Source organism: Pseudomonas fildesensis, from assembly GCF_001050345.1.
Lineage (GTDB): Bacteria > Pseudomonadota > Gammaproteobacteria > Pseudomonadales > Pseudomonadaceae > Aquipseudomonas > Aquipseudomonas fildesensis.
Genome location: NZ_LFMW01000005.1, coordinates 89,156 through 113,266, shown reverse-complemented (window position 1 = coordinate 113,266; position 24,111 = coordinate 89,156). Strand labels below are relative to the sequence as shown.

General features: G+C 62.4%; 22 protein-coding genes. 4 read left to right on the top strand and 18 right to left on the bottom strand.

What is annotated here, in order from left to right:
• Nucleotides 1-15: 15 nt before the first annotated feature.
• From ACR52_RS09070 to ACR52_RS09015, 12 genes are all read right to left on the bottom strand, one after another.
• Entirely contained in the window at nucleotides 16-2,328 is a 2,313-nt protein-coding gene (locus tag ACR52_RS09070) for an MMPL family transporter (RefSeq protein WP_048723199.1), read from the bottom strand.
• Entirely contained in the window at nucleotides 2,318-3,013 is a 696-nt protein-coding gene (locus tag ACR52_RS09065) for an outer membrane lipoprotein carrier protein LolA (protein ID WP_048723197.1), read from the bottom strand. The genes ACR52_RS09070 and ACR52_RS09065 overlap by 11 nt, the downstream gene beginning before the upstream one ends.
• Nucleotides 3,010-3,435: an acyl-CoA thioesterase gene (locus tag ACR52_RS09060; protein ID WP_048723195.1), complete on the bottom strand. Its 426-nt coding sequence runs from the start codon at nucleotides 3,433-3,435 to the stop codon at nucleotides 3,010-3,012. Before ACR52_RS09060 ends, ACR52_RS09065 begins: the two co-directional genes overlap by 4 nt.
• The gene (locus tag ACR52_RS09055; RefSeq protein ID WP_048723194.1) at nucleotides 3,428-4,969 is read right to left on the bottom strand and encodes an HAL/PAL/TAL family ammonia-lyase; all 1,542 of its coding nucleotides are present in this window, start codon (nucleotides 4,967-4,969) and stop codon (nucleotides 3,428-3,430) included. Before ACR52_RS09055 ends, ACR52_RS09060 begins: the two co-directional genes overlap by 8 nt.
• The gene (locus ACR52_RS09050; protein WP_048723192.1) at nucleotides 4,953-5,888 is read right to left on the bottom strand and encodes an LpxL/LpxP family acyltransferase; all 936 of its coding nucleotides are present in this window, start codon (nucleotides 5,886-5,888) and stop codon (nucleotides 4,953-4,955) included. The genes ACR52_RS09055 and ACR52_RS09050 overlap by 17 nt, the downstream gene beginning before the upstream one ends.
• The gene (locus ACR52_RS09045) at nucleotides 5,885-6,619 is read right to left on the bottom strand and encodes a glycosyltransferase family 2 protein (protein ID WP_048723190.1); all 735 of its coding nucleotides are present in this window, start codon (nucleotides 6,617-6,619) and stop codon (nucleotides 5,885-5,887) included. The genes ACR52_RS09050 and ACR52_RS09045 overlap by 4 nt, the downstream gene beginning before the upstream one ends.
• Before the next feature lie 239 nt (nucleotides 6,620-6,858).
• Nucleotides 6,859-8,529 (bottom strand): acyl-CoA synthetase family protein, encoded by a 1,671-nt coding sequence (locus ACR52_RS09040; RefSeq protein ID WP_048723189.1) that lies wholly within the window; start codon nucleotides 8,527-8,529, stop codon nucleotides 6,859-6,861.
• Nucleotides 8,526-9,071: a COG4648 family protein gene (locus tag ACR52_RS09035; protein ID WP_048723187.1), complete on the bottom strand. Its 546-nt coding sequence runs from the start codon at nucleotides 9,069-9,071 to the stop codon at nucleotides 8,526-8,528. Before ACR52_RS09035 ends, ACR52_RS09040 begins: the two co-directional genes overlap by 4 nt.
• Nucleotides 9,068-9,322: an acyl carrier protein gene (locus tag ACR52_RS09030; protein WP_048723185.1), complete on the bottom strand. Its 255-nt coding sequence runs from the start codon at nucleotides 9,320-9,322 to the stop codon at nucleotides 9,068-9,070. The genes ACR52_RS09035 and ACR52_RS09030 overlap by 4 nt, the downstream gene beginning before the upstream one ends.
• Nucleotides 9,323-9,331: 9 nt before the next feature.
• Nucleotides 9,332-9,601, bottom strand: coding sequence for a phosphopantetheine-binding protein (locus ACR52_RS09025; RefSeq protein ID WP_048723184.1), 270 nt, complete (start codon nucleotides 9,599-9,601; stop codon nucleotides 9,332-9,334).
• Entirely contained in the window at nucleotides 9,579-10,391 is an 813-nt protein-coding gene (locus ACR52_RS09020; protein ID WP_048723182.1) for a lysophospholipid acyltransferase family protein, read from the bottom strand. The genes ACR52_RS09025 and ACR52_RS09020 overlap by 23 nt, the downstream gene beginning before the upstream one ends.
• The gene (locus ACR52_RS09015) at nucleotides 10,367-11,086 is read right to left on the bottom strand and encodes a beta-ketoacyl synthase chain length factor (protein WP_048723181.1); all 720 of its coding nucleotides are present in this window, start codon (nucleotides 11,084-11,086) and stop codon (nucleotides 10,367-10,369) included. Before ACR52_RS09015 ends, ACR52_RS09020 begins: the two co-directional genes overlap by 25 nt.
• A gap of 337 nt (nucleotides 11,087-11,423) precedes the next feature.
• On the opposite strand from ACR52_RS09015, the gene ACR52_RS09010 reads away from it, so the two are divergent.
• Nucleotides 11,424-12,194 (top strand): ParA family protein, encoded by a 771-nt coding sequence (locus ACR52_RS09010; RefSeq protein WP_048723180.1) that lies wholly within the window; start codon nucleotides 11,424-11,426, stop codon nucleotides 12,192-12,194.
• Between the two features lie 376 nt (nucleotides 12,195-12,570).
• Entirely contained in the window at nucleotides 12,571-17,172 is a 4,602-nt protein-coding gene (locus ACR52_RS09005) for a DUF4329 domain-containing protein (protein WP_048723178.1), read from the top strand.
• A 195-nt stretch (nucleotides 17,173-17,367) separates the two neighbouring features.
• Here the strand turns inward: ACR52_RS09005 and ACR52_RS09000 are convergent, their stop codons facing one another.
• The 6 genes from ACR52_RS09000 to ACR52_RS08975 form a co-directional block, all read right to left on the bottom strand.
• Nucleotides 17,368-18,750 (bottom strand): PepSY-associated TM helix domain-containing protein, encoded by a 1,383-nt coding sequence (locus tag ACR52_RS09000; RefSeq protein WP_048723176.1) that lies wholly within the window; start codon nucleotides 18,748-18,750, stop codon nucleotides 17,368-17,370.
• A gap of 215 nt (nucleotides 18,751-18,965) precedes the next feature.
• On the bottom strand, nucleotides 18,966-21,035 hold the full coding sequence (locus tag ACR52_RS08995; protein WP_048723174.1) for a TonB-dependent copper receptor: 2,070 nt from the start codon (nucleotides 21,033-21,035) through the stop codon (nucleotides 18,966-18,968).
• A 92-nt stretch (nucleotides 21,036-21,127) separates the two neighbouring features.
• Nucleotides 21,128-21,502 (bottom strand): DUF2946 domain-containing protein, encoded by a 375-nt coding sequence (locus ACR52_RS08990; protein WP_048723439.1) that lies wholly within the window; start codon nucleotides 21,500-21,502, stop codon nucleotides 21,128-21,130.
• Between the two features lie 65 nt (nucleotides 21,503-21,567).
• Nucleotides 21,568-22,050, bottom strand: a complete 483-nt coding sequence (locus ACR52_RS08985) for a copper chaperone PCu(A)C (RefSeq protein ID WP_048723173.1) — start codon at nucleotides 22,048-22,050, stop codon at nucleotides 21,568-21,570.
• Between the two features lie 47 nt (nucleotides 22,051-22,097).
• Complete coding sequence (locus tag ACR52_RS08980) at nucleotides 22,098-22,493, bottom strand: DUF2946 domain-containing protein (RefSeq protein ID WP_048723171.1); 396 nt, start codon at nucleotides 22,491-22,493, stop codon at nucleotides 22,098-22,100.
• A 97-nt stretch (nucleotides 22,494-22,590) separates the two neighbouring features.
• On the bottom strand, nucleotides 22,591-22,878 hold the full coding sequence (locus tag ACR52_RS08975; protein WP_048723169.1) for an addiction module antidote protein: 288 nt from the start codon (nucleotides 22,876-22,878) through the stop codon (nucleotides 22,591-22,593).
• Between the two features lie 597 nt (nucleotides 22,879-23,475).
• Here ACR52_RS08975 and ACR52_RS08970 point away from each other — a divergent pair.
• Both ACR52_RS08970 and ACR52_RS08965 read left to right on the top strand, forming a co-directional pair.
• Nucleotides 23,476-23,727 carry a DUF6124 family protein gene (locus ACR52_RS08970; protein ID WP_048723167.1) on the top strand — a complete coding sequence of 84 codons (252 nt, stop codon included), beginning with the start codon at nucleotides 23,476-23,478 and terminating at the stop codon, nucleotides 23,725-23,727.
• A 130-nt stretch (nucleotides 23,728-23,857) separates the two neighbouring features.
• Nucleotides 23,858-24,094, top strand: coding sequence for a DUF6124 family protein (locus ACR52_RS08965; protein ID WP_048723437.1), 237 nt, complete (start codon nucleotides 23,858-23,860; stop codon nucleotides 24,092-24,094).
• The last annotated feature ends 17 nt before the right edge of the window (nucleotides 24,095-24,111 follow it).

Genomic DNA, 24,111 nt, shown 5'->3' with positions numbered 1-24,111 from the left:
TGGCGATAATCACATTCATAAGGCGTGCTTCTGTTGGCCGGCCCAGGGCGCCAGCATAAAGCTGAACGCCAGGCCCAGGCTGACCGAAAGGCCGAAATTACTTACGGCCGGGGTACTCGACACCGCCAGCAGGCCGAACGACAACCAGGTTGTCAGCGCTGCCAGCAGCGTTCCCAAAAGGCTCACCGCCGGGCCGCCGATCTGCTCGCGCATCAAAATCGCGTAGTCGACGCTGATCGCCGTGACCAGCAACAGGCCAAACAGGCTGAACAACGTCAGCGGCTGGCCCAGCCAACCGAGGCTGGCCAGGCTGCACAGCGCGGCCAGCAGCGGCAGGGCGACGATGCGCAAGGCGCCGCCAAAACCAAACGGCAGAATCAGCAACAGCACGATCAGCACGCACGACATCAACTTCAATTCGGCGGCGCTGATCTGCGTGTCGGCGAATACGCGGTTCAAGTCACCAAGCCGATCCACCAGTTGCACCCCCGGCAAATCCAGCGCCTGCACCCGCAGCAGCGCCGGGTTGTTCAAGCCTTGCAGGCTGACCATCGCCGCCACGCCGCCGTCGACCGGGCCGAGCCAGAGCATGCGCCAAGGCTCGGCCAGCGGCCCGACCAGCGCGGCGTCGATGTCTTCGGTGGGCAGCGCTTGCAGCTGCGTCACTTCGGCTTGCAGCGCGTTGGCGGGCACACCGAGGTCCAGCAGCGGTTGCCAATGTTCTGGAAGTTTAGTCAGCGCATCACGCAGCTGTTGCTGCTCGGTGGGTAGGTTGACCAGTTGATTGAGCGCCAGGTAACCCTGGAGCTTGTCCATATTCACCAGTTGGTCCAGGCGATGGCCCAACGCGGCCTGACGTTCGAGCAACTGCTGCTGGTTGTCCGCGCGCACCAGGAAGAACTGGCTGGTGGGCTGGAACCCGGTGATGCGCGCCACGGCCTGCGCCTCTTGCAGCAATTGTGGCGGCGCGCCGATCCACTGGCGGATATCGTTTTTAGTGTTCAACTGCCACAAGCCGCCGGCGCAAAACAGCAGCACCCACACCAGCAGTACCGAGCTCGGCACGCGCTTGAGTAAAGAGGCGCGCATCAGCCACAGGCATTCGGCGATACGCAGTGGCCATTGCGCCGGGCGCAGTTCGACACCCTTGAGCAGCGCCGGCAGCAAGCACACGGCCGACAGATACGCACCGACCAGGCCTGCGGCGGAGAACACGGCGATTTGGGTCAGCGCCGGGAACGGCGTCCAGGCCAGGGCCAGGTAGCCGATGCAACTGGTGGCCAGGCTCAGGCTCAGCCCCGGCAGGGTCAGGCGCAATGCCGGCCAGCTGCGCCAGGGCTGCAGGCTCCAGCTTTTGGACAGGTAATGCAGCGGGTAATCCACCGCCACGCCGATCAGGCTGGAGCCCAGCACCAGCGTCATCACATGCATATGGCCGAACAGCGCCACACAGGCCACGGCGCCGAACAGCATGCCCACCAGTACCGGCACAAACGCCAGCAGCACCCGCCAGCGGCGGAACGCCAGCAACAGCAATAAGAGGATGCCCACGGTCGCGCCGCCGCCCACCCAGGTGATTTCCCGAGTGGCCTGCTGCTGCCCGCTGGCCGCGTAGAGCAAGCCACTGGCGGCGAGCAATTGCGCGCCTTGCTCGCTGGCTTGTGTGCGACTGGCCTGGAGCAAATCCGCCACTTGCAACGGCAGTTTCATGTCGAAGGCATTGCCGGTGGTGCGCGCGCGCAGCAACACCCAGCTTTTGCCGTCGGCATCGGCGATCAACGCGCCGCTGCCGATGTCCAGTTGCACCGAGCCATTTTGCGGCTGGCTGTTCTGGATACGTCCGGTCAGGCCCAGCCAGTCGTCCTGGCTCGGCACCAGGCTGAACCCGGTAAACGGGTCGAACAGTGCTTGCACACGTTGCTGGATGAACGCGTCGGGCTGTTCGATCAGTTGCTCGCGGTCCTTGGCAGAGAGCATCGCCAGCCGCCCGCGCAGTAGTTGCTCGCGCAGCGCCGGCAGGTCGGCCTGCAGGTTCCACTGCACCTTTTCAAACAGGCCACTGGCTTGCCAGCGCTCGCCCAACTGCTGCGCCACGGCCACCGCTTGCTGGCGGTCGGTATGCCCCACCAGCACCAGCATCTCGCGGTTCAGCGGTTCCTGCATGCGTTGTTCGGCCTTCAGCTCCAGGGCGTCCGGCGTGCTGCCCGGCACCAGCTCCATCAGGTTGGCCGACAGCGGTGCACCGTGGCGCCACTGCCAGCCGGCCAAGGCCAGCACGGCCACCAGCAGGATCAGGAACAGGCGCGGCAACAAGCGCTCACTGGGCAAAGTCGTGTTGCTCCACGTCGCTTAACGGCTGGCCGGCAGTGCTGTCCTGCATGCGCAGCACGGTGCTGTCGCCTTGGGTTTCCAGCAGTTCGATTTTCTGCACCAGCTCGCCGCCGTCGATATTGATCTGGGTGAACACCTGCTTGAGCAGCAGAGAGCGCGGGGTCAGTGTGAGCTTCCACTGCTGGGCCTCTCCTTGCAGTTGCAGTTCGAAGTCACGCTGCAAGCCACTGCTGTCGCCCTGGAGCACGGCGAGAAAGAGACGGTTCTGTTCGGCGCCGGCGCTCTTGTTCGGCAGCGGTTGCCAACCGTTGGCGTCGCGGCGGGCAATGCCCTGGGCGCTGATGCGGTAGTCCTGTTGCAGCGGGGTTTTCAGCAGCCAGAGCAGGCCGTGGTCTTTGGCGAGCACGAAGGTGCCTTTGCTGACCAGCGGCTGGGGCAGGGCACGCAGGTGTTTTTCCTGGATGAAACTGCCGTGGATGACGCTGGGCTTGGCCAACTGGTCGCTGAGCTGCTGCAAGTCGAAAGCATGGGCCAGTCCTGGAATGCCGAGTAACAGGATTAACGCGATCCCTGTGGGAGCGGGCTTGCTCGCGAAGAACCTGAGAGCGCCGCGTAGTGTCAGGCGACCCGCGTTATCGTTGACGATCTTCGCGAGCAAGCCCGCTCCCACATTGGATCTCATTTCAAGGGTCTCTCTACGGCGTCGGTGAATACGTTGGGGGAGGCTAATTGCATCTCGCGGCTGGCGATTTCCACCGCCACCTGCACCGTGCTGGCGCGGGTCAAACGTTCGCCGCTGGCGAGGTCGGTGATCAGGTAATTGACCTTCAAGCGGTTCTCCCACTCCACCAGGCTGGCGCGCACGTTGATCGTCTGGCCAAAGGTCGCGCCGCGCACGTAGCGCAGTTGCATGTCGATCACCGGCCAGGCATAGCCGGATTCGAGCATCGCCGTGTAGTTATGGCCGATCTTGTCGAGCAACGCGCAGCGGGCGATTTCCAGGTACTTCACATAGTGCCCGTGCCACACCACGTTCATGGTGTCGACATCGAAAAACGGCACGAGGATTTCAGTGTCGCTGTGCAGCACGCCCTGACTACGCATGCAGCCTCCAGTGTTGCTCGGCGATGCGCTTCAGGCACAGGCGCAGTTCGCCTTCCAGGGCGCGGTCTTCGATGACGGGCGGGAAGTCCTTGGCCAGCTCTTCGTGCATCGCCGCCAACGCCGGTGGCAATGCGCGCGCATCTTCAGCCTGGGCGCGCAGCCACACGCCTTGATTCGCCGCGAGCAAGGTGGCGGCGGCGACCTGTTCGGTCAGCTCCAGCACGCGGATCGCATCGCGGGCGGCGATGGTGCCCATGCTCACCTTGTCCTGGTTGTGGCACTCGGTAGAGCGCGAGAACACGCTGGCCGGCATCGTATTTTTCAGCGCTTCGGCGGTCCAGGCGCTGGTGCCGATCTGCACGGCCTTGAAGCCGTGGTTGATCATCGCGCGGTCGGCCGGGGCGCCCGACAGGTTGCTCGGCAGGCCGTGGTTGTAACGCACGTCCACCAGCAGTGCGAGCTGGCGGTCGAGCAGGTCGGCGACGTTGGCCACCAGGGTCTTGAGGCTGTCCATGGCAAAGGCGATATGCCCGCCGTAGAAGTGCCCGCCATGCAGCACGCGCTCTTCTTCAGCGTCGATGATCGGGTTGTCGTTGGCGCTGTTCAGCTCGATCTCGATAAACGAGCGCAGCCAGTTCAGGCTGTCCGCCAGCACCCCGAGCACATGAGGCGCGCAGCGCAGCGAGTAGCGGTCCTGCAAGCGATGCAGCGGTGCGGTCGGTGCATCAATCGCCAAGTCCTTGCGCAGCCAGGCGGCGACTTGCATCTGCCCAGGGTGCGGCTTGGCGGCGAACAGGCGCTCGTCGAAGTGTTCCGGGTTGCCTTGCAGCGCCACCACGTTCAGCGCGGTGATGCGTGTGGCCAGTTGCAGCAGGTAGTCGGCGCGGGCGAAGGCCAGGCAGGCCAGGCCGGTCATCACGGCGGTCCCGTTCATCAGCGCCAGGGCTTCCTTGGGGCGCAATACCAGCGGCTCCCAGCCCAGTTCATGGTGCACATCGGCGGCCTGGCGCTGCTCGCCACGGAACATCACTTCACGCTCGCCGGACAAGGTCGCAGCCACGTACGACAGCGGCGTCAAATCACCGCTGGCGCCCACCGAGCCTTCTTCCGGGATCAGCGGCAGTACGTCGTGTTCGAGGAACGCATGCAGGCGCTCCAGCAATTCCACGCGCACCCCGGACACGCCGTGGCACAGCGACTGCAAACGCGCCGCCAGCACCGCGCGGGTGGCCTGTGCGTCGAGCAACTTGCCCAGCCCGCAACCGTGGAAGGTGTAGAGGTGACGCGGCAACGCTTCGACGTGCTGCAACGGCACCGCCACCACGCACGAGTCGCCGTAGCCGGTGGTCACGCCGTAGATCACGCCTTCCTTGTCCAGCAGCGAATCGAGGAACTGCGCGCCCTTGGCGATGCGCTGGCGATACGCGGCGTCGTCCTGCAAGCGCGTGGGCGCCTGACGGTTGGCCAGGGCCAACACGTCTTCAATGCGCAAAGCGCGTTCGCCAAACGTTACCGGCTCAAGATGCGTCGTCATCGGTCTTCCAGAAAGGGTAAAAGTTGAACCATTGTTGGGGCGCTTCCAGGCAGAACTGGCCCAGGCGTGCGGCGTAGCGCGCGGTCCACAGGGCAATGACCTGCTCGCGGGTGCTGCGTTTCCATTCGATCAATTGGGTGAACGGCTCGATGCTCAGGCGATAGCGGCCCTGGTGTTTGAGGCACATCAGCAGGTTGACTGGGCATTTGAGCAGGCCTGCCAGCAGCCACGGACCTTGAGGAAACGCGGCGTCATGGCCGAGGAAATCCACGCGCACCGTACGCCCGCCGTGCAGCGGCACGCGGTCGCCGGCAATCGCCAGCCATTCACCTTCGTCCAGGCGCTGGCTGAGCAGCAGCATGGTGGCCGGGTCCAGTTCGCTGACCTGGATCAGGCGCAAATGGGTCGCGCCGGCTTCGCCCAGCAGGCGGTTGAAGCGTTCGGCGTGCTTGGTGTGCACCAGTACGTTCATGGTGACTTGTTCGCCGATCTCTGCCAGCGCGCGGCACACTTCGAGGTTACCCAGGTGCGCGCCGACCAGCATCTGCCCGCGCTCGCCGCGCAGTTGCCCGCGCAGTTGCGCCGGATCGTTGATCTCGATCTGTTCCAGGCGCAGCTTGCCGTTCCACACGTCGAGCTTGTCGAGCAGGGCGTCGGCGAAGGCCATGAACTGGCCGAAGACTTTTTTATGCGTGGGGCGCAGCTCATCACGCCCGCTCCAGTCGGCCAGGCGCTGCTGGTATTGCCAGGCGCTCTGGCGCGCGGTGCGGCCGAACAGGAAGAAGTAGAAAACGATGCTGTACAGCAACGGGCTCAACATTCGGCGGCCGAGTAGCTTGGTGGCCACCGCGGTGAATTTCATCAGCCAGAAGCTGCCGCGCTCCTCGCGGTCGGCCCAGTGTTTGGTGCTGTCGCTCATGCCTGCCACCGCCGCCACAGGATCATCGGCGCGCGCACCAACATGCCGAAAAACAGCCGGGTGTGCATGGCCGAGATGCGTACGTTGTCGCGGAAAAGGCGGAAGTGCGACAGGCCGTCGGCGGGGTAATGCACTTTGGTCGGCAGCCAGCGCATCGGCTGGTTGCGCCAGGCCAAACGCACCAGGATGTCCGAGTCAAAGTCCATGCGGGTGCCGATGTAGGCCGAGTCCATCAGGGCCAGCGTGGGCGCCAGCGGGTACACGCGAAAGCCGCACATAGAGTCGCGAATCTGCAACGAGAGGGTGTTGATCCACACCCACACGTGGGTCAGGTAGCGCGCGTACAGGCGGCCTTTGGGCACGCTCTCGTCGTACTCGGGGTAGCCGCAGATGACCGCGTTGGGGTGTCTGCGTGAGGTGTCGATAAAGGTCTCGACTTCGCGCAGGTCGTGCTGGCCGTCGGCGTCGACTTGCAGGGCATGGGTGAAGCCCAGGCGCGCCGCTTCACGGAAACCCGCCATCACGGCGCCGCCCTTGCCTTGGTTGGTGGGCAGGGTCAGCAGTGTGACGTTATCGAGCGTCGCCAATTGCGCCAGCACCGCTGCGCAGGCCTGACTGCTGCCGTCGTCCACCAACAGGCACGGTAGACCGCTGTTCAGCAGGCTGTGGACCACGGCGGGCACGGCGGCTTCATGGTTATAGACCGGGATCAGGGCGCAGGGGTTATGCATGGCGCGCCTCTCGGACTGACGAAAAACCTTTGGCAAGCGGGCTTCCTGTGGCGAGCGGGCTTGCCCCGCGTTGGGCTGCGCAGCGGCCCCAGTAAGGTAACCGAGGCGTGTCAGACAGAACTCCATCGCAGGTTTTGGGGCCGCTCCGCAGCCCAACGCGGGGCAAGCCCGCTCGCCACAACAAGCCCGCTAACCACAACAAGCCCGGATTCCACAGGAGGTCGGCTCGCCACAAAAGCTTATGCATGCGCCTGCCCCAGCACTATCCGCCCGCTGGAACAGGCTGCAACGCCATTGCGGTAAGCGAAGTACAACTTGCTACGCTCCTGATCGAAGCGCAGATGCAGTTCAATGCGGTCGCCGGGGCGCACCAGTTGCTGGAATTTCAGCACCTCCATGCCGGCAAAGGTCGCCGGCAGGTCGAGCAGTTGCTGGCCCAGGTTGAACGCCCATTCCACCTGCACCACGCCCGGCAGCACCGGGGTGACCGGGAAGTGGCCGCTGAAATACGCCAGGTCCGGTGGGATGCTCAGTTGCAGGGTCCACTCCCCGTTGGCTTCGACTTGCTCCAGCACTTGCGGCGCTTTCGGCCGTGGTGCCAACAGCAACGCTTCGACCTCGGCCTGGGGCAGTTTGCCTTGGCTGGTAAGCGGTAATTGGCGCAGCAAACGCCAGCGACGCGGCAGGGCCAGGGCTTCGCAGTGTTGGCTCAGGTGCTGGCGCAGGGTTTGGGTGACGGTGCGTCGGCCCTGGTTGCGCAGGGCATGCAGGCCGTCGGCGCTCAGCACCACCAGGGCACCGAGGGACGCGCGGTTTTCCTGTACCACGCCCAGGCGGGTATCGGCGACCCAGGCATGCGTCATCAATGCGTGTTCGAGCATGGGCAGGGAGATACGTTTTTCTTCCAGTTTGACGATGCGGTCCAGGCGGCCGAGCAGCTCGAAGCGGCCATCGGCGTGGATGCGCGCAGCGTCGGCGGTCTGTTCGATATGCCCGGGGGGCAGGTAAGGCGAGGCGATGCGCAGCGCACCCTCGGCGTCCTGGCTCAACTCCACATCGGCAAATGGCTGCCACGGTTGTTCGCCCTGGCGCCAGGCGATGCCGCCGGTTTCCGAGCTGCCGAGGATTTCAGTCGGCCATTGTTGCAGGCGGTCGTGAAGGCTTTCGGCAGCCTCGACGGGCAAGGCGCCGCCGGACGAAAACACGCGGGATACTTGGCTCAGCGCCGGCCAATCGAGATTGTCGCCCATGCGCTTGAGCAACGCCGGGCTCGCGACCCAGGCGAACTGCGCGTGTTCGCGGCTGGCGCGCTGCAAATCCTCGGGGAACGCCAGTTGTCGGCGTACAAAGGTGCGGCCCGCGCACAACGGCCACAGCACGCGGAACAGCAAACCGTAGATGTGTTGAGTGGCGACGCTGCCGATGATGCACGCGTCTTTAAGGTCCGCCCCCCACAAGGCTTCCAGCGCCTGGACCTCATTGGCCAGTTGGCGCAGGGTCTTGTCGATACGCTTGGGCTCCCCGCTGGAGCCGGAGGTGCACAGGCTCAGTTGGCAGGTATCCAGATCGAGGGCGGCAGGGCTCAACGGCGCTTGATACAGCGCGTCGAGGTCAGCGGCGTCGATCAGCCAGGCATCGACGGCATCGGCCCAGCGTTGGCGGGTCTGAGGTTGCAGGTCGGCCGGCAGCAGCACGCTGACGCCGGCGCGCCAGGCGCCCAGCAGGGCGATCGCCAACAGGCCGGCGTCTTCAAGGTGCACGGCCAAACGCTGGATGCCACGCGCTTGCAGCCCGGCCGCCAGGCGCAGCGAGTGCTCCAGCAGCTGGGCGTGATTCATCGCAGGCTCGGTGGTGACCCAGCGCTGTTCCAGCGGCTCAAGCAGCAAGTGCTCAAGATTCAACCCTTTCATACGCGGCCTCGAACCCTTTGTCGTACCAGCCATTCCACGGCAAACAACAGCCCCATCAGCCCGTAGGCGATCAGCCCGTTGTACAACGTCCACCAGCTCAGCGGCGCCCACAGGGTGAGGGCGGCAGCGAGCAGGCCATTACACAGAAAAAACACACTCCACACCACGGTGACCTGGCGCGTATACACGATAGCGTTGGGCGCCAGCTCCGGGTCGGTCATGCGCGCCAGGCGTTCGACCATCGGCGGGCCGTATTTCAGGCTCAGGCCAAACAGCGCCAGCATGAAGGCGCTGACCAGGCTGGGGTACCAGCGCAGCAGGTGCGGGTTGTCGAACCAGGCCAGCAGCAGGCAAAACACGATCACTGCCACGGCCATCCAGCGGCTGCCGGGGCGCCGCGCACCGGTGAGAGCGCGCAACAGCCACAGGCTGCCCAGCAGCAGGCCGAATTGCCACGGCGCAAAGTGTTCGGTGCCGTAATACACCGCGAAGGGGTACAGCAGCCCCGCCAGCAACAGGCCAAGGCCGATCAGCCTGCTCATGCGGCGGGCTGGACCAGACGGTATACCGCCTCAACCACGTCGTTCACGGTGCGCACCGCCTTGAACTCTTCGGCGGCGATCTTCTTGCCGGTCTGGCGCTTGATATGGTCGATCAGGTCCACAGCATCGATGCTGTCGATTTCCAGGTCCTGGTACAGGTTGGCGTCGAGGGTGACGCGTTCAGGTTCCAGTTCAAACAGTTCCACCAAGGCATCGCGCAGGGTGTTGAAAATATCGTCACGATTTTGCATGGTCCGGTCTCAAGCTGCCTGTTTGGCCGTGACGAACGCCGCAAGGCTGGTCACGTTGGTGAAGTGATTGCGGGTGTCCTTGGCGTCGGCATCGATCTTGATGCCGTACGTTTTCTGGATCGCCAGGCCCAATTCCAGGGCGTCTACCGAATCCAGGCCCAGGCCTTCGCCGAACAGGGTTTGGTCGCTACCGATATCGTCGACGCTGATGTCTTCCAGGCCGAGGGCCTCGATGATCAGCGCCTTTATTTCGCACTCAAGGCTGTGTTGGTCGCTCATCTTCGGCGAGCTCCTTAATAAAATAATGGTGCAGGTAATCGTTGAGCTTGCGTGAGGCCTGGGGCGCGGGTCCCAGTGTTGCGAACGCCTGTGGTTCTATATCGGCACCCACCCGCAAACTGAAGTGAAAGCGGCATTTTGGGATGCGATACCAGGGTTCGGCCTTGGTCAGGGTGGTGGGGCTGACCTTGATCACCACCGGGGTGATGATTGTCGCACCGCGCAGTGCAATGGCGGCGGCCCCACGATGAAAGGCGGGGGCCGCGCCGGGTGTGGTGCGAGTGCCTTCGGGAAAGATGATCAGGGTCTGGCCTTCGCGCAGGGCGTCCGCGGCGGCGTCGAGCATGTCTGCGCTGCCGTCATTGCTGATATAGCCCGCGTCGCGCACCGGCCCGCGGGTGAACGGGTTCTGAAACAGGCTCTGCTTGATCACGCAGTTGGTCTGGCGCATCAGGCCGATCAGGAACACCACGTCGATCAGCGACGGGTGGTTGGCGATAATCATCTGGCCCGGGCGGCCGAGCTTGTCGGCGCCTTCGACGCTGAAGGTGAGAATGCCCAGGCGCTGCATCATGCGGATAAAAAACCAGAACAACCTACTGATGGTGTGACGGGCGCGGCGCTGGTGTTTTTCGGCGCTGCCCGGTAGGCAACTGAGCAGCGGAAACACCAGCAAACGCAGGCACAGCCCGCCGACGCCGAACAGCGCGAAGCTGGTGGCGGTGGCGAACAGGCGCCAGTAATAGGCCTGCCTTGGCTTGTCGGTCAGGGCTTGCGTCGCCAGTTCCATACACGGTTCTTCCAGGCATGTTGGCAGGCGCCCTGTTCAAGGAGCAGGGTGCGCAGCAGGTTCAGGGCGTGGGGCCACTGGGTTTGAGTGGGTTGGACAGTGCCGGTGGTGAGTTCCAGTTGCCACTCGTCGCCTGGCGTCAGCAGCAGGCCGAGGGCGTAGGGGAAGGGCACGTCAACGATCCAGCTGGCGTAGGCCTCGGGGGGCTGTTCTTCGGTGATCACCAGTAATACCGCCGGGGCGCCTTCGTTGAGCAGGGCGGCGGCTTCGAGCATGCCGTGCTCCAGGCCATCGCCGGCGGCGGCGAGGGCGGTCATCTCACTGGTTTCATTGCGCAGGATCGACCACAGGCCGATCACCGCGTTATGCACCGACAGGCTGAACTGAGTCGGCGACAGTGGCTGGTCGTTGGCCAGGTCGCTGAGGATGTCGAGGGTGCGCGGGGTTTCGCCGTGGCGGGAGATGAACACCAGGGGCAAGTCTTGCAGGCCCTCGGCCAACGGCCAGCCTACGCTGAACGCCATGCGCGCCAGACGGCTCAGGCGGCGGCGTTGCATGGCCGGCAAAAAAGACACGTCGGGGGAGGCATCGCTGGCAGGCAGCTGCACTGGCGCCTGACACCAGGCGTGCCAGTCTTGCGCGCTGTCGAGGCTCGGAGCCCACGCGCGCCATTGGGCGATGTTGAAGTTGATCACTGAGAAGTTATCCCGCCCCTGCGGGCTTCCATGTGCGGCCGTTGGCCCCGAATACCGGGACAGGGAACAATAGCCGAGTGGCGCGCATTATCCCGGTGCTGCGGGGTTCTAGCAAACTTTGGTAAAGAATTGTTCACGGCTGATTACAGTTTGGTGGGAAAGATTTACAGATTGTCCTTCACCGGAGGCCGAGTTGGATTGTCGGACTGTTCTTATTCGTTTGTGTGTGACGTGCCATAGCTGGCCTTTAATGCAGCAGTGCATGGATGAACGAGGTAGCTAACAGGCGCTTTTGCCCTCTACACTCGGACATTCATTGATACACGGAGGTTTTTCCATGCGGCGCGTGGTGTTCAATCAGAAAGGTGGCGTTGGCAAGTCCAGCATCGCCTGCAACCTGGCGGCGGTCAGCGCCAGTGAGGGCTATCGAACCCTGTTGGTGGACCTCGATGCACAGGCCAACTCAACCCAGTACCTCACAGGGTTGACCGGCGATGATATCCCGATGGGCATTGCTGAATTTTTCAAGCAAACCCTGTCGTCCGGGCCGTTTTCCAAGAAAAACCGCGTGGATATCTACGAAACGCCGTTCGATAACCTGCATCTCATCACGGCCACCGCCGAGCTGGCAGATTTGCAGCCCAAGCTCGAGGCCAAGCACAAGATCAACAAGCTGCGAAAGCTGCTGGATGAGCTGAGTGAAGATTACGACCGGATTTACCTGGATACCCCGCCGGCGTTGAATTTTTACGCAGTTTCGGCGTTGATTGCCGCTGATCGTGTGCTTATTCCCTTTGATTGCGACAGCTTTTCGCGCCAGGCGCTGTATGGCCTGCTGGCGGAAATCGAAGAGTTGAAAGAAGACCACAACGAAGGCCTCGAAGTGGAAGGCATCGTGGTCAACCAGTTCCAGGCCCGGGCGAGCCTGCCGCAGCAGATGCTCGACGAGTTGATTGCCGAGGGCTTGCCGGTGCTGCCGGTTTACCTGGCCAGTTCGGTACGCATGCGTGAGTCGCACCAGGAGAGCAAACCGCTGATCCACCTGGACCCACGGCATAAGCTGACGCAGCAATTTGTGGCGCTGCATAACTTGCTGGAAAACGCCTGATCTACAGCGCTACACAAAACCCATGTGGGAGGTCCCACTACCTCGTCGACGTAGCGCTGTCGCGCAGCAAACTGGGACCTCTGTGGCGAGCGGGCTTGTCCCGCGTTGGGGTGCGAAGCGCCCCTGATGAAGACGAATGCGGTGTATCGGGCACTCCTCTGCGCCTGGTTTTGGGGCTGCTGCGCAGCCCAACGCGGGACAAGCCCGCTCGCCACAGTTACGGTGTTTACCCTTAACTGATCGGCATTGGCCGGTGCGGATGTGGGGGTGATCGCTATTTATGTAGCCCCAGGCTTCTGGCAATCGAGTGGAAGGTTAGGTGAGCGTCCGAGGCCTTTCGGCCGGCGCGGTTTCATCCACTTTCAGGAGTGCTTCAATGCTTACCCGTTCATACCGAACCACGCGTGCATCAGGTTTCAATCCGGTTTTACCTCCCCTGAGCCCGCCTTTTATCAGCGCTGACGATGCCGCGCGCTGGGCACATACATTCATTCTTCGTCAGCCTCTCGACAAGGAATACGGCGGCGCAATTCTCAAGCGCGGCGGCCGCTTTTTTGCCACGCAGCCGATCCCCGACAGGGAGATCACATTCGATCATCGAATCCTGCTCCCGACGGATGCAGCCGGTGATTTCATCATGCCCGCAGGTTATACCGGCGAGGCGTATTACCACTCCCATCCGAATAACCCCGAAGAGACCAAGCGTCAGAACCCCAGCTTTACCTCAGATCAGGTTTCGACTCTTCTGAGCTTCTACTCCGTGCCCGACTTGAAGTTCACCATCGAGCATCGTAATACGGCACGCGCGCATTACCTGAGCGGTCCAGACGGTAGTTTGCTCAAGTACGAGAGTAGCGGTTCGAAAGAGGAAAGTGATTTCCACACGTTCTTGATCGACGGCAAGCAGTTTGGATCGCTCCCGAGAGTGTTCGAGTACTTCATCTGGAGGACCGCTCAGGCCGGTGATCTGCGGGTGGTGGTACCCAACGTCGTGTGGGGTGGCGTGAGAGGGCGTATTACTACCGATTGGAAAGTCGGGCGGCCTGCGACCAAAGTACCCGAGATACAGCCGTTTTTTACTCAGGTCTTCGCGCGCGCCGAAGAGGCTGTTCTGGCGGCGAAGGCTCTAACTCAAGGTACACCTGCCGGTCGCACACTTGGCTTTGTGCTCAAACACACGGGAGGCGAAGGTTATGTGGCGACTTATCCCGAGACTGAAACTGTGCCGTTGTTCTCTCCGGCCGGGGTATTCCCTGAACGGGCGCCGGGCAAGTTGAGGCTGCCCTCCAACTTCCGGTTGGAGGCGATTTACTATCGTTCCAAACCATTGGCCGCGGATATTCCGGCCCTGGAATCCTGGTTGTACTCGCTGTTCTTTTCCCCGGCAGAAATGGTTGCAGCCATCGTTCAAGCGCGGGCGACCCTGGAGATACAAAACAAGTCACGTGGCCTGGTCCTCTACCTGTTGGCCGAAGACGGCGCCTGGTTGAGGTTTCAATTACCGGATGCCCAGGCATCCACTGAGCTGGCGAGAGAAACGGCGGCGGGTGTACTCGATGACAACGGTGCCCAGGCCGCGATGCAGGCCGGCACCCTGACCCCGCGTACTTATGTCCGGCGTGCGATCTTGGCGGGGGACCTGTCTGTGGTCCAACCCGGTGATGTCTGGCGTCGGGTTGGCCAGGTCGACAATCGCACCGCATTGCTCACGCCGTTTTATCAGGCGATGCTCAGCCCTGCGTTTCTCTCTGCCAGCGACGCGGCCACTTATGCCCACGAGAAAATCGGAGCCCGGCTTGACCGGCCTTATGGCGGCTACATTCTCAAGGGCGAGGATGGCCGCTTTGTCGTGACCGAGCCGATGGAAAGTCACGCCAACCCCTTTGCATCGGCACTGTTTTTCCCCGCGGGCGACCAAGGCCCGTTGATCCCCCCCGAACCCTACGCGATCCATGCGCGCTACGGTTCTCACACGGCTTTGTCGATGGTTGATCCTGGGTGGGTCGGGCAGCGGCGCTGGACGCGGGAAGATACCGAGATCAACCTGCAAATCTTTTCTGCCGAAGAAATCCGCGCAGTGATCCAGCAGGGGCGTCCGGCGTATTTGTCGGGAGGCGAGGACTGTTTGCTGGCGTACGCGCCGAGCGGTTCTTCCCAGGAGGCGTTGGTTTTTAGCAGCACCGCGCCACAGCCCGGTGGCAGCTCGCTTCAACAGCGGCTGGACCGCGGGCTGACCAAACCTGCGCAATGGGTCGTTGGGTTGGCCGAGTCCGGTGACTTGCGGATTATTCAGGGCAACCGACTGTGGGGGCCGCGCTCCCCGGTGTATTCGGACTGGACCCCGCACTTCACGTATGCGGACAGAGAAGGCCCGCCCGATTTCATCACCTATGGGGCGATTTTTTCCACCGCCGATGCCGCCGCTCGCGATCTTCACATGCGGGTTCATGGGCGTAACCTCGCGGCTCAGTCGTGTTTCGCGTTCATCCTCAAGCATGCGCAACACGAGCAGTACATTGCCACGCAGGTGGTCGGCGTCGATGCGCGTTCCAAGCTGTTTAGGCGCGGTGCGTTGTTTGCGCAGACGGAAAAGGGCTATGTGTTCCCGGAAGGTTTCGCGCTGCGGGGGCTGTTTCGTTCCCAGCAATGGAAAGCCAGTGGACTGGCCAGCGCGAACGCGTGGCTGACGCGGTTTTTCGTCGTACCAGCGGTTTTGTATTCGGCCCTTTACGACGCCCTGCGTTGGGGCGAACTCTACAATGCGGGAGACAACTTGCCCCTGTATTTCTCCACCGAGGAGGGGGCTTTACTGCGCTACCGAATGCCGGGGCCGTTCGCGTTTGGGAGCGGCGGTGCGCTTGAAAAGGAACTAGAGAGCACTCAGGCGGCGCTGGCAAGTGGCGCCAAGACGCCGCTGGACTTTGTGCGGGAATGGGCCAAACGCGGTCAGCTCAATGTGGTGCGTACCAGCCAGTGTTGGGGTGACCTTGGGGCGGTCAGCGAGGGGTGGCAGAGCTATGCGACGATTGTGCGTCGACGCCTGACCCCGATGTTTGCCGAGCCTGACGATGCCGTGCGCCATGTGCGCCGCCTGATCGGCATTGGGCGGCAGCGGGCTTATGGTGGTGTGCTGCTCAGGCTGGGCAATGGGCTGTTTACCGCTACGGAACCGTTGGCCGTGCCCCCTCAAGGCTTTGCGCTCAACTGGATCTACCCCGACCAGGCCGTTGTGAAAGGCCTGTATCCGGAGAACGCGACCCTGGTTGCGCGGTACCGCTCGGTGGTGGAGCGGGAGCTGCCAACGGTGTTGTCTGCGCCGCAGAAGGCGATTTATACCTCCATGGTGCCCACCAGCGTGCTGTCGAACCTGTTGAACCGTGAGGTGCATATCAAGCGCGAGTACCTGATCGGGCCCACTGGCACCTTGCTGAGTTACAGCCTGACGGACTCCGACGAAGAGCAGCGGCTAAAAGTTGAGCTGGCGCCGCTCGATCTGGTCAAGGGCGATGCAGGGGATAACCTCATCGAGCGGCAGATCCGCAACGGCGAGCTGTTGCCCGCTGATTTTGTTTCGCGTGTCGCGAAGGCCGGCGATTTGCGGGTGATTGAGGGGAGCGAGGTCTGGGGACCACCCAGGCGACTGATCGGCGAATTTGTCGCGTTCACTTATCAATCGCCGGGGCTTTTGATTCGCGGCGCCCAAGCTGATCCAGAGTTCAGCCCGATCTTCACCCAGGCTGATGACGCTGTGCGTTCAGTGCTCCCAGAGCCTGGGTTGCGAGAGGGGCTGGCGTTTGGGTATCTGTTTAAATCAACCAAAAAACAACACTACATGGTCACGTTGCCGTTGCAACGGCAGAGCTACGCCCGGTTTGAACAAGTTTTCCCCTACGCTCAGTTGCCTCAAGGTTATGCCATTGAGGGGGTGTATTTGTGTGCCTCCAACGCGGCAATCGCCAAGGCTGACGACACCATGGCGCGCAGCTTTTTTTGGCCACAGGAAATCGCCGACGGGTTGAATTTCGTCAAAAAGCCTGCGAACGGAGGCTACTGGCCGCTGTATCTGCTGTGTGCTGACAATGCCTTGCTCAAGTTTCGTTTTGATGGTCGCGACTCATCGCTGATGTTTTCCAGTGAGGCGGCCAGCCTGCGCAGGAGTTTGCTGGCGGGCTCCCTCAAGGTGCTTGATTATGTTCGCAGCCTGTCGGCCAACGGGATGCTGGATGTCCTGAGGCCGAGCGCGATTTGGGCGAGTCGAGGCCGCATCACCACCGTCTGGCAACCGGGGGCAGAGGCTTTAACCATAGAGGGCTCGCCTGAAATGGTGTGCGGGCCGGTGTGCGCTCATCCTGATGACGCCGCCCGGCACAGTCAGGGTCTGTTTACCGGGTTTACTGGCAAGACCTACCTGGGGGGCGTGCTCAAGGTGGCCACGACTAACGATGTGTGTGCCTTGATACCCCTGGAGGAGGCAGGGAACACGATACTGACCGTCCAAGCGCTGTTTTCCGATGGAGGCGGCGTGACGCTGGTGTCGTCCCATCCATCGGGTTACTACAAGGTCATCGCGGTGCAGTCGTTCTACAAGGCGATGACACCTTTAACGGGAACCGAGGTTTTCGACAGCGCCCTGAGAGAAAACTTCATCGCCGAGGTTGATTTGAAGGCAATGCTCGATACCGTGAAAATCAACGCGCCGTCGGCCCTGGGTTGCTACTTCATCGGCCGGGGCGGGGCGCTGCTCAAGTACCTGCCGACAGACCCCGCGGCAGAACACATGCTGGCTGTTTCGGGGGCCAATCGCTCCGCCTCTCAATTGATCAGCAAACTGAGGGAGAGCGGGAAACTGCTGGTGCTGGAGACCGATGCTTTCTGGACCCGTCTGGGTTCCCTGGGTGATGAGTGGCAAGTGAAAGATGTACAGGCCGAACCTGATCCCGAGAGCATCCTGCTGGGTCGAGACAAGGATGAGCTGTAACTACCGAGAGGGACGCTGTCTGAGCAGGATTAGCGCCTGCGCATCAGCGCGATAAAAAACAACCCGCCAATCGCCTAATGCCGATCAGTTAAGGGTAAGCACTGTAACTGTGGCGATCCGACAAGCTCCCTCGCCACAGGTTATTTTGCGCTCTTTCTACTGCTTAACTGATCGGCATTAGGCATCTCGCCTACTTCATGCCGAACCTGAGGCAGATTCACGTTGGCCAAACAGCCGCGACAACACCAGGCGATCCAGCGCCCAGACCACGATCAACGACGCCCCCACCAGCGGAAAAGCAAGCGCGAGGCCGAGCATGATCACCATCGCGGTTTTCCATTTCGGCAAGTCGTGGCGCAACGGCGGTACACCCAGGCCGCCCTCAGGCCGACGCTTCCACCAGATCACCACACCGCTGACGGCGCTGAGCAGAATCATCAGGCAGATCAGCAATACGATCAGCTGGTTCACCCAGCCGAACATCTTGCCTTCATGCAGCATCACGCCGGTCTCGGTGGCGCGTGCGACGGTGTTGTAGTGTTCCCAGCGCACATCGGCCAGGACCTTGCCGGTGTACTGGTCCACATGCAGGGTCGCGTCATTGCGCGGGTCGTTGGCGAATACCGCGAGGGTGAAGACGCCTTCGGCGGTGGTGGGGAAGGTGATGCTGTAGCCGGGCTCTACCTTGCGCGCGTTGGCCAGGTCGACCACCCGTTGCAGGCGCAAGGTGGGCGCGGCCGGGCCGCTGCTCATCGCACCGTGGTTCATGTGTTCTGCGTGATCGCCAGACATCGGCATCGGCGTGTTTTCCATGGCCCAGGGCACGGTCTGTTGAGTCGCGGTGTTGAGCACGCGCGCCTGCTGGTCGGACTGCGGCACGTTGTTCCACATCGCGGCCGGGAAGGTGTTCCACAGGTCAGCATATTGCTTGCCCCAGAAGCCGGTCCAGGTCATGCCGCTAAGTAGCATCACCAGCAAAAATGCGGCGCCCCAGAAGCCGGCGACGGCGTGCAGGTCGCGCCAGAACACACGTCCACGACTGCTCAAGCGTGGCCACAACACCCCGGCCGATGACTTGCCGCGCGGCCACCACAGGTACAGGCCAGACACCACCAGCATCACGCCCCAACCGGCGGCGAGTTCCACCAGGCGGTCGCCGACGGTGCCGATCATCAGCTCGCCGTGCAGCGCGCGGGCGATGGCTTGCAGGTTGTCTTTCGCGTCCTGCTCGCCGAGTACGAGGCCTCGATACGGGTCGATGAAGACCGTCACTTCGCGGCCGTCGTTACGCATGACGAACTGCGCGCTGCTGGTGGCGTCTGCCGGTGGCAGGTATTTGCTGATGGTGGCTTGGGGGTAGGCGAACTTGGCGCGTTGCAGTTGTTCGTCGGCGCTCAGCGCGTGTTCGGCGGCGGGCACAGTGAGGAGGTTGCCGTACATCAGCGGGTCGAGTTGGGGTTTGAACAGGTAGATGATGCCGGTCACGGCCAGCAGCACCATAAAGGGTGCGACAAACAGCCCGGCGTAAAAATGCCAACGCCAGGCCAGGTTGTAGAAGGAAACTTTTTGAGTGTTCATCAGGCTTTTCTCCGCAAGGCTTGTGATTTTATTAGGTTGTGAACGCCAAACCTGCAGGAGCGCGCCCTTTGTAGCGAGGGAGCTTGCTCCCGCTGGAGTGCGCAGCACTCCCAAACCGGTCCCCGCGGTGCACCTCGGTCGTCTGGTTTTGGGGCTGCTTCGCAACCCAGCGGGAGCAAGCTCCCTCGCCACAAAGGGCGCGCTCCTGCAATGCGTTAAAAGCTCATATCGACTTTAGTCCAGAGTGTGCGCCCCGGCTCCTTGATGGCCTGCGGGTCGCTGGCCGGGTAGCCGAACCCGGCGTTGCCGGCCAGGTTCAGATGCTCGGCGTAGGCTTTGCCGAACAGGTTGTCGACGCCGGTGCTGACCTTGAAGTTTTTGTTGATGCGGTACGCGCCGTTCAGCGAGAACACACCAAAGCCGCCACTCTTGTCGTAGTCCTTGCCGACCACGTTGCCCTTGTTCGGGTCGATACGGTCTTGCGCCGCCACCACCCGCCACAGGGCACCGGCGCTCCAGTCGTCCTCGCTGTAGGTCAGGCCCAGGCGTGCGTCCAGCGGCGGCATTTGCGGCAGCGCCTTGCCGTCGCTGCTGTTCTTGCCCCAGGCGTAGGCGAGGCTCGCATCCGCCTTCCAGTTGCGCGTCAGCTTGTACGCCGCGCCCAATTCGCCGCCCATGATGCGTGCGTCCACATTGCGGGCCTGGGAGGTGGTGCCCATCATTCCCGGCCTGTAGTCGAAGAGGATGAAGTCGCGTACCTGGCCGACGTAACCCGAGGCCCAGGCCTCCAGCTTTTCGGCTTTGTATTGCGCGCCGAAGTCGAGCTGGGTGGTCTTCTCCGGCTTAACACCGTCGAAGGCATTCACCGAACCGACCGCCCCGGTGTTGGGGGAAAACAGTTCCCAGTAATCCGCAAAGCGTTCGGCGTGGCCCAGCCCGGCGTAGACGGTGGTGGGGCTGTCGGCCAGGTCGTGTTCATAGCGCATAAAGCCAGATGGCAGGGTGTCGGCGCGCGTGTCGTCGGCGGTCGGGTTGGGGCGTGCCGTCATTCCGGAGCCGGTGGTTTGGCGCAAGTCCTTGGCCGAGGCACGGTCCAGGCGCGCGCCGGTGATCAGGCGGTCGCGGTCAGTGGCGTACCAGGTCAATTCGCCGAACACGCCGTAGTTGTGGAAGTTGGCGTCCTTGTTGCGCGGCAGGTCCTTGTAGGTGTCGATGCCCATGCTGCTGCGCTGGCGGTGTTCGTTGGTCTGCGCATCCAGGCCGCCGATCAGCTGCACATCGGCCCAGCGCCAGGTGGCTTTGACCCGCGCGCCGAGGGTGCGGCGGTCGACGTTGGAGGCCATGGGCCCGGCCATCATCCCGGTGCCCGACGGTGTGCGCAGGCTGTAGTTGTCCATCACATGGTCGGCGTAGTTGTAGTAGACCTGGGCTTCGACCTTGTCCAGCACCTCACCGATATTGGACTTCTCGAAACGCAGCCCCAGGCTTTCGCGCAGGAACTGCGAGCCGTCCATGCCGCGCCCGGCGTAGCGCGCTTCGCCGTCGCCACGGCCGGCGGTGAGTTCCAACAGCGTATCGGCATCGGGGGTGAAGCCGACGGCGACGTCGCTGTTCCACTTGTCGTAGCGCGACGCAACCGTGTCGTTGTTGCCGTCCTTGTAATCGTCGGCGTGAGCCTGGTTGCCGATCACCCGCACATAGCCCAGCGGCCCGCCGGCGGCGGCATCGATGACCTTGTCGAAGCGCCCGTTGGAGCCAGCCAGCACACTGGCATTGAGCCGAGTGCCCAACTCGCCGAAGTGCTCGGGTTCACGGTCGAACAGGATAGTGCCGGCCGACGCGCCCGGGCCCCAGAGCACGGTTTGCGGGCCCTTGATCACGGTGAGTGTGTCGTAGGTTTCCGGTGAGATATACGAGGTGGGCGCGTCCATCCGGCCAGGGCAGGCGCCGAGCATCATGCTGCCGTTGGTGAGGATATTCAGGCGCGAACCGAACATGCCGCGCAGCACCGGGTCACCATTGGTGCCGCCGTTGCGCACCAGGGCGAAGCCGGGGATGGTCTTGAGGTAGTCGCCGCCGTCGCTGGCGGGCACCGGTTGGCGCGGGTCTTTCGGATGGGTGACCACGGTCAGCGGTGAGCTGGGGGCGATTGCGGTGATCACGGTGGGGCTCAACTCATGCTCGGCGTGCTCATCGGCGTGAGCCTGTGGCATCAATAGCGCGCCGCACAGAACGGCGAACACGGGGGTGCTTCCCAAGCGGGTGTCAGCAGAAAACCTGGACATGACAAGTTCCATCAATAGTCGTAAACAACACGGCCAGCAGCCTGCGGCTGTCTGTTTAACGTCGGCCGGGGTGAAGTAACGGTGCTAAGTGTTTACGCGGCGATGGGCGGCGCGCGGCTGCGGGCGCCGGGGAAGATGCTCTGCCGGGCATGGCCCAGGCGCGGGGCGGGGATGAGGGCGTTAGCGGGTGGCGGGGTGCCGAGGGTGACGTAGGACACGCTGCCGGGCAGTGCCGGGCAACTGAAGAGCAGGCTGCAATAGCCGCACTTTTCCCACAGAACGTGGTGTTCGTCGGGGGCTTTGGTTTGCTTGGGTTCGCCATGGCAGCTGGGCATGTCCATGGACATGCTCATGCTGCTGCCATTGGAAGACATGCCGGCGTGCTGATCCATCGGCATCGCTTGGGAAATCAGCGGACCGATAAAGATCATCAGCATGGCGAACAGGCTGATCCAACTGCCGCGCATCAGGCCCATGGGCCTGCGGCGGTGCGGGGAAAACCTGGCGCGAGGGGCGCCCATCGAGTGTTGGCCTACTGGGCGTGCTTATGCTCGTGGGTGGCCATCGGCGGGACTTTCTGTACCGATACTTCGACGTCGACCTTGCCGGCTTTTTCAAAGTTGAGCGTCAGTGGGAACTGTTTTCCATCGGTCAACAGGCTGCGGTCTTTAATGCCCAGCAACATCACGTGATAGGCCATCGGGGCGAAGGTCAAGTCACCCTTCGCCGGCACGGCAACGCTTGGCACTTGTTGCATCTTCATCAAGTCGCCCTGCATCACATGCTCATGCAGCTCTGCCTTGTCCGCCACCGGCGTCTCGACGCTGAGCAGTCGGTCGGGGGTTTCCCCCTCGTTATGAATCACGAAATATGCCGCGACCGTGGGCGCGTTGGGCGGCAACTCCTGGGACCAGGGGTCACGGACCTTGAGTTCGCCGACGGTGTAGTCCTCGGCATTGGCAGCACTGAACACCGGCAGCAATAACGCAGCCAGAAGCAGGGAAGATTTGAGCATGGCAGTTCTCCAGAACGGTTCTAAACGCAGTTCACTTGCGAAGAAAATCAGACCGTTGGAGAGGCGCGGGGGTTGAGGCTCGGCCATTGCTGGCGCGGGGTGGGGTTTTGCAATGAAGGCGGCGGCAGGCTCTGCACCGACTCGAACCGCGTGACATACAACTGCGGCACATGCCCCGGCAACGCCACCCACGGCGCCGAGCCCGAGCAACACCAGCAATGCTGCATGGTGGAGTGATCATCCTGCTGCGGTGCCGGAATCTCCAGCGTGCCCAGCGCAATCGTCTTCAGGCTGGCGCCATTGGACGAACAGAAACTGCCCCACAGCAATTGCTGCACGGGGTCCTGGGACTGCTGCATCGCACTGGCCAGCGGCATGGCAAAGGCGTTGAACAGCACTGCAAAGCAGGCGATCCAGACGATTGCAAAGCGTTGACGGGCCATGGCGGACAATCCGTAGGGTTAAACGATCAGGTGGGTATTTAGCCTGATCGGGGGGGATAAGTAAAAAGCGGCGGTGTGGTTTGGTGTCGCAGTGGTGTCAGACCGCCGTGGCGTGAAGCTTGAGGCCTAAAGCTTTCATGACTTTCATGATAGTCGCGAACTCGGGATTGCCTGTGCTGGAGAGGGCTTTGTACAGACTTTCTCGTCCCAGGCCAGCGTCGCGGGCTACTTGAGTCATGCCTTGGGCGCGGGCGATGTCGTTGAGCGCTGAACGAATAAGCAAGCCATCACCGGCATCCTCCTCGAAACAGGCTTCAAGATATTCGGCCATGTCCCCGGGGGGCTTGAGGTGTTCTGCCACATCGAAGTCGGTAAATTCAGTCATGGGTCACTTTTTTTCTCCAAATACGATCGTTCCCGCGCCCCACTTCGATCGTTCCCACGCTCTGCGTGGGAATGCCGCCTTGGACGCTCTGCGTCAGCTCTTGAGGCCGTGACGCGGAGCGTCACAGGCTGCATTCCCACGCGGAGCGTTGGAACGACCAATGTTTAATGTCGATGGGCGAGATGCTGAGGTCATTGCTAAAAGCATACGTTTCTTGGCAGTCAGCGGGTTCCGGTGCGTATGTAGGTAACTTCTCGTTGCGCCGTTATGCAGTGCGAATGTGGGGGGGGGGGGCGCGGAAACGTCCGACAGCTCTTTGAGGTTGCCGGTCGGAAACTCAGTCTCTAGTCTCCGTACACCGCTGCAAACGCAGCGGTCGGGCTTCGCGGCCCGGTTTACCAATGCGCAAAAGCGCCATCGTCCCTTTCAGTTGACGCCTTTTTATCGTCTACTGTGCGGCCTATGGCGGCTGTGCGCGGGATACCTTCGGGTATGCCGGGTTCTTTGGTAACCGGTCCGCGAACCTGCGTACAGCTGCCACCCTCCATCGCGTCGCGGCGATCAGTGGCAGCTCCACTTTTACCAAGGAGCTTCACAATGATTAAACCCACCCCAAATCCCCCGGTTCGGCTGTTCACCGTTGCCGACGGAATCAGCACCGAAGACCTGCTGGTCAACCTCAGCGAAACACTCGCCTCGGCCAATGCGCTGAGTTGCGACATTGCCTTTAACCTGGAAGGGGCATCACGCGAAGAATTGCTGGGCGTTGCGCAGTTGATCGAACTGGCGCAGTTACTGGCTGATCGGGTGCACGATGGCGTCGGGCAGCCGACAGCCTCGGTGAGTTAACAGCCTTACACTGATCGTTCCCACGCTCGGCGTGGGAATGCATCCTGTGACGCTCCGCGTCACGACTTCAAGAGCGGACGCAGAGCGTCCAGGGCGGCATTCCCACGCAGAGCGTGGGAACGATCAAACGATCAATCCCCCGGTCCGGCTATTCACCGTTGCCGACGGAATCAGCACCGAAGACCTGCTGGTCAACCTCAGCGAAACACTCGCCTCGGCCAATGCGCTGAGTTGCGACATTGCCTTCAACCTGGAAGGGGCATCACGAGAAGAATTGCTGGGCGTTGCGCAGTTGATCGAACTGGCGCAGTTGCTGGCTGATAGGGTGCACGATGGCATCGGGCAGCCGACAGCCTCGGTGAGTTAACAGCCTGACACTGATCG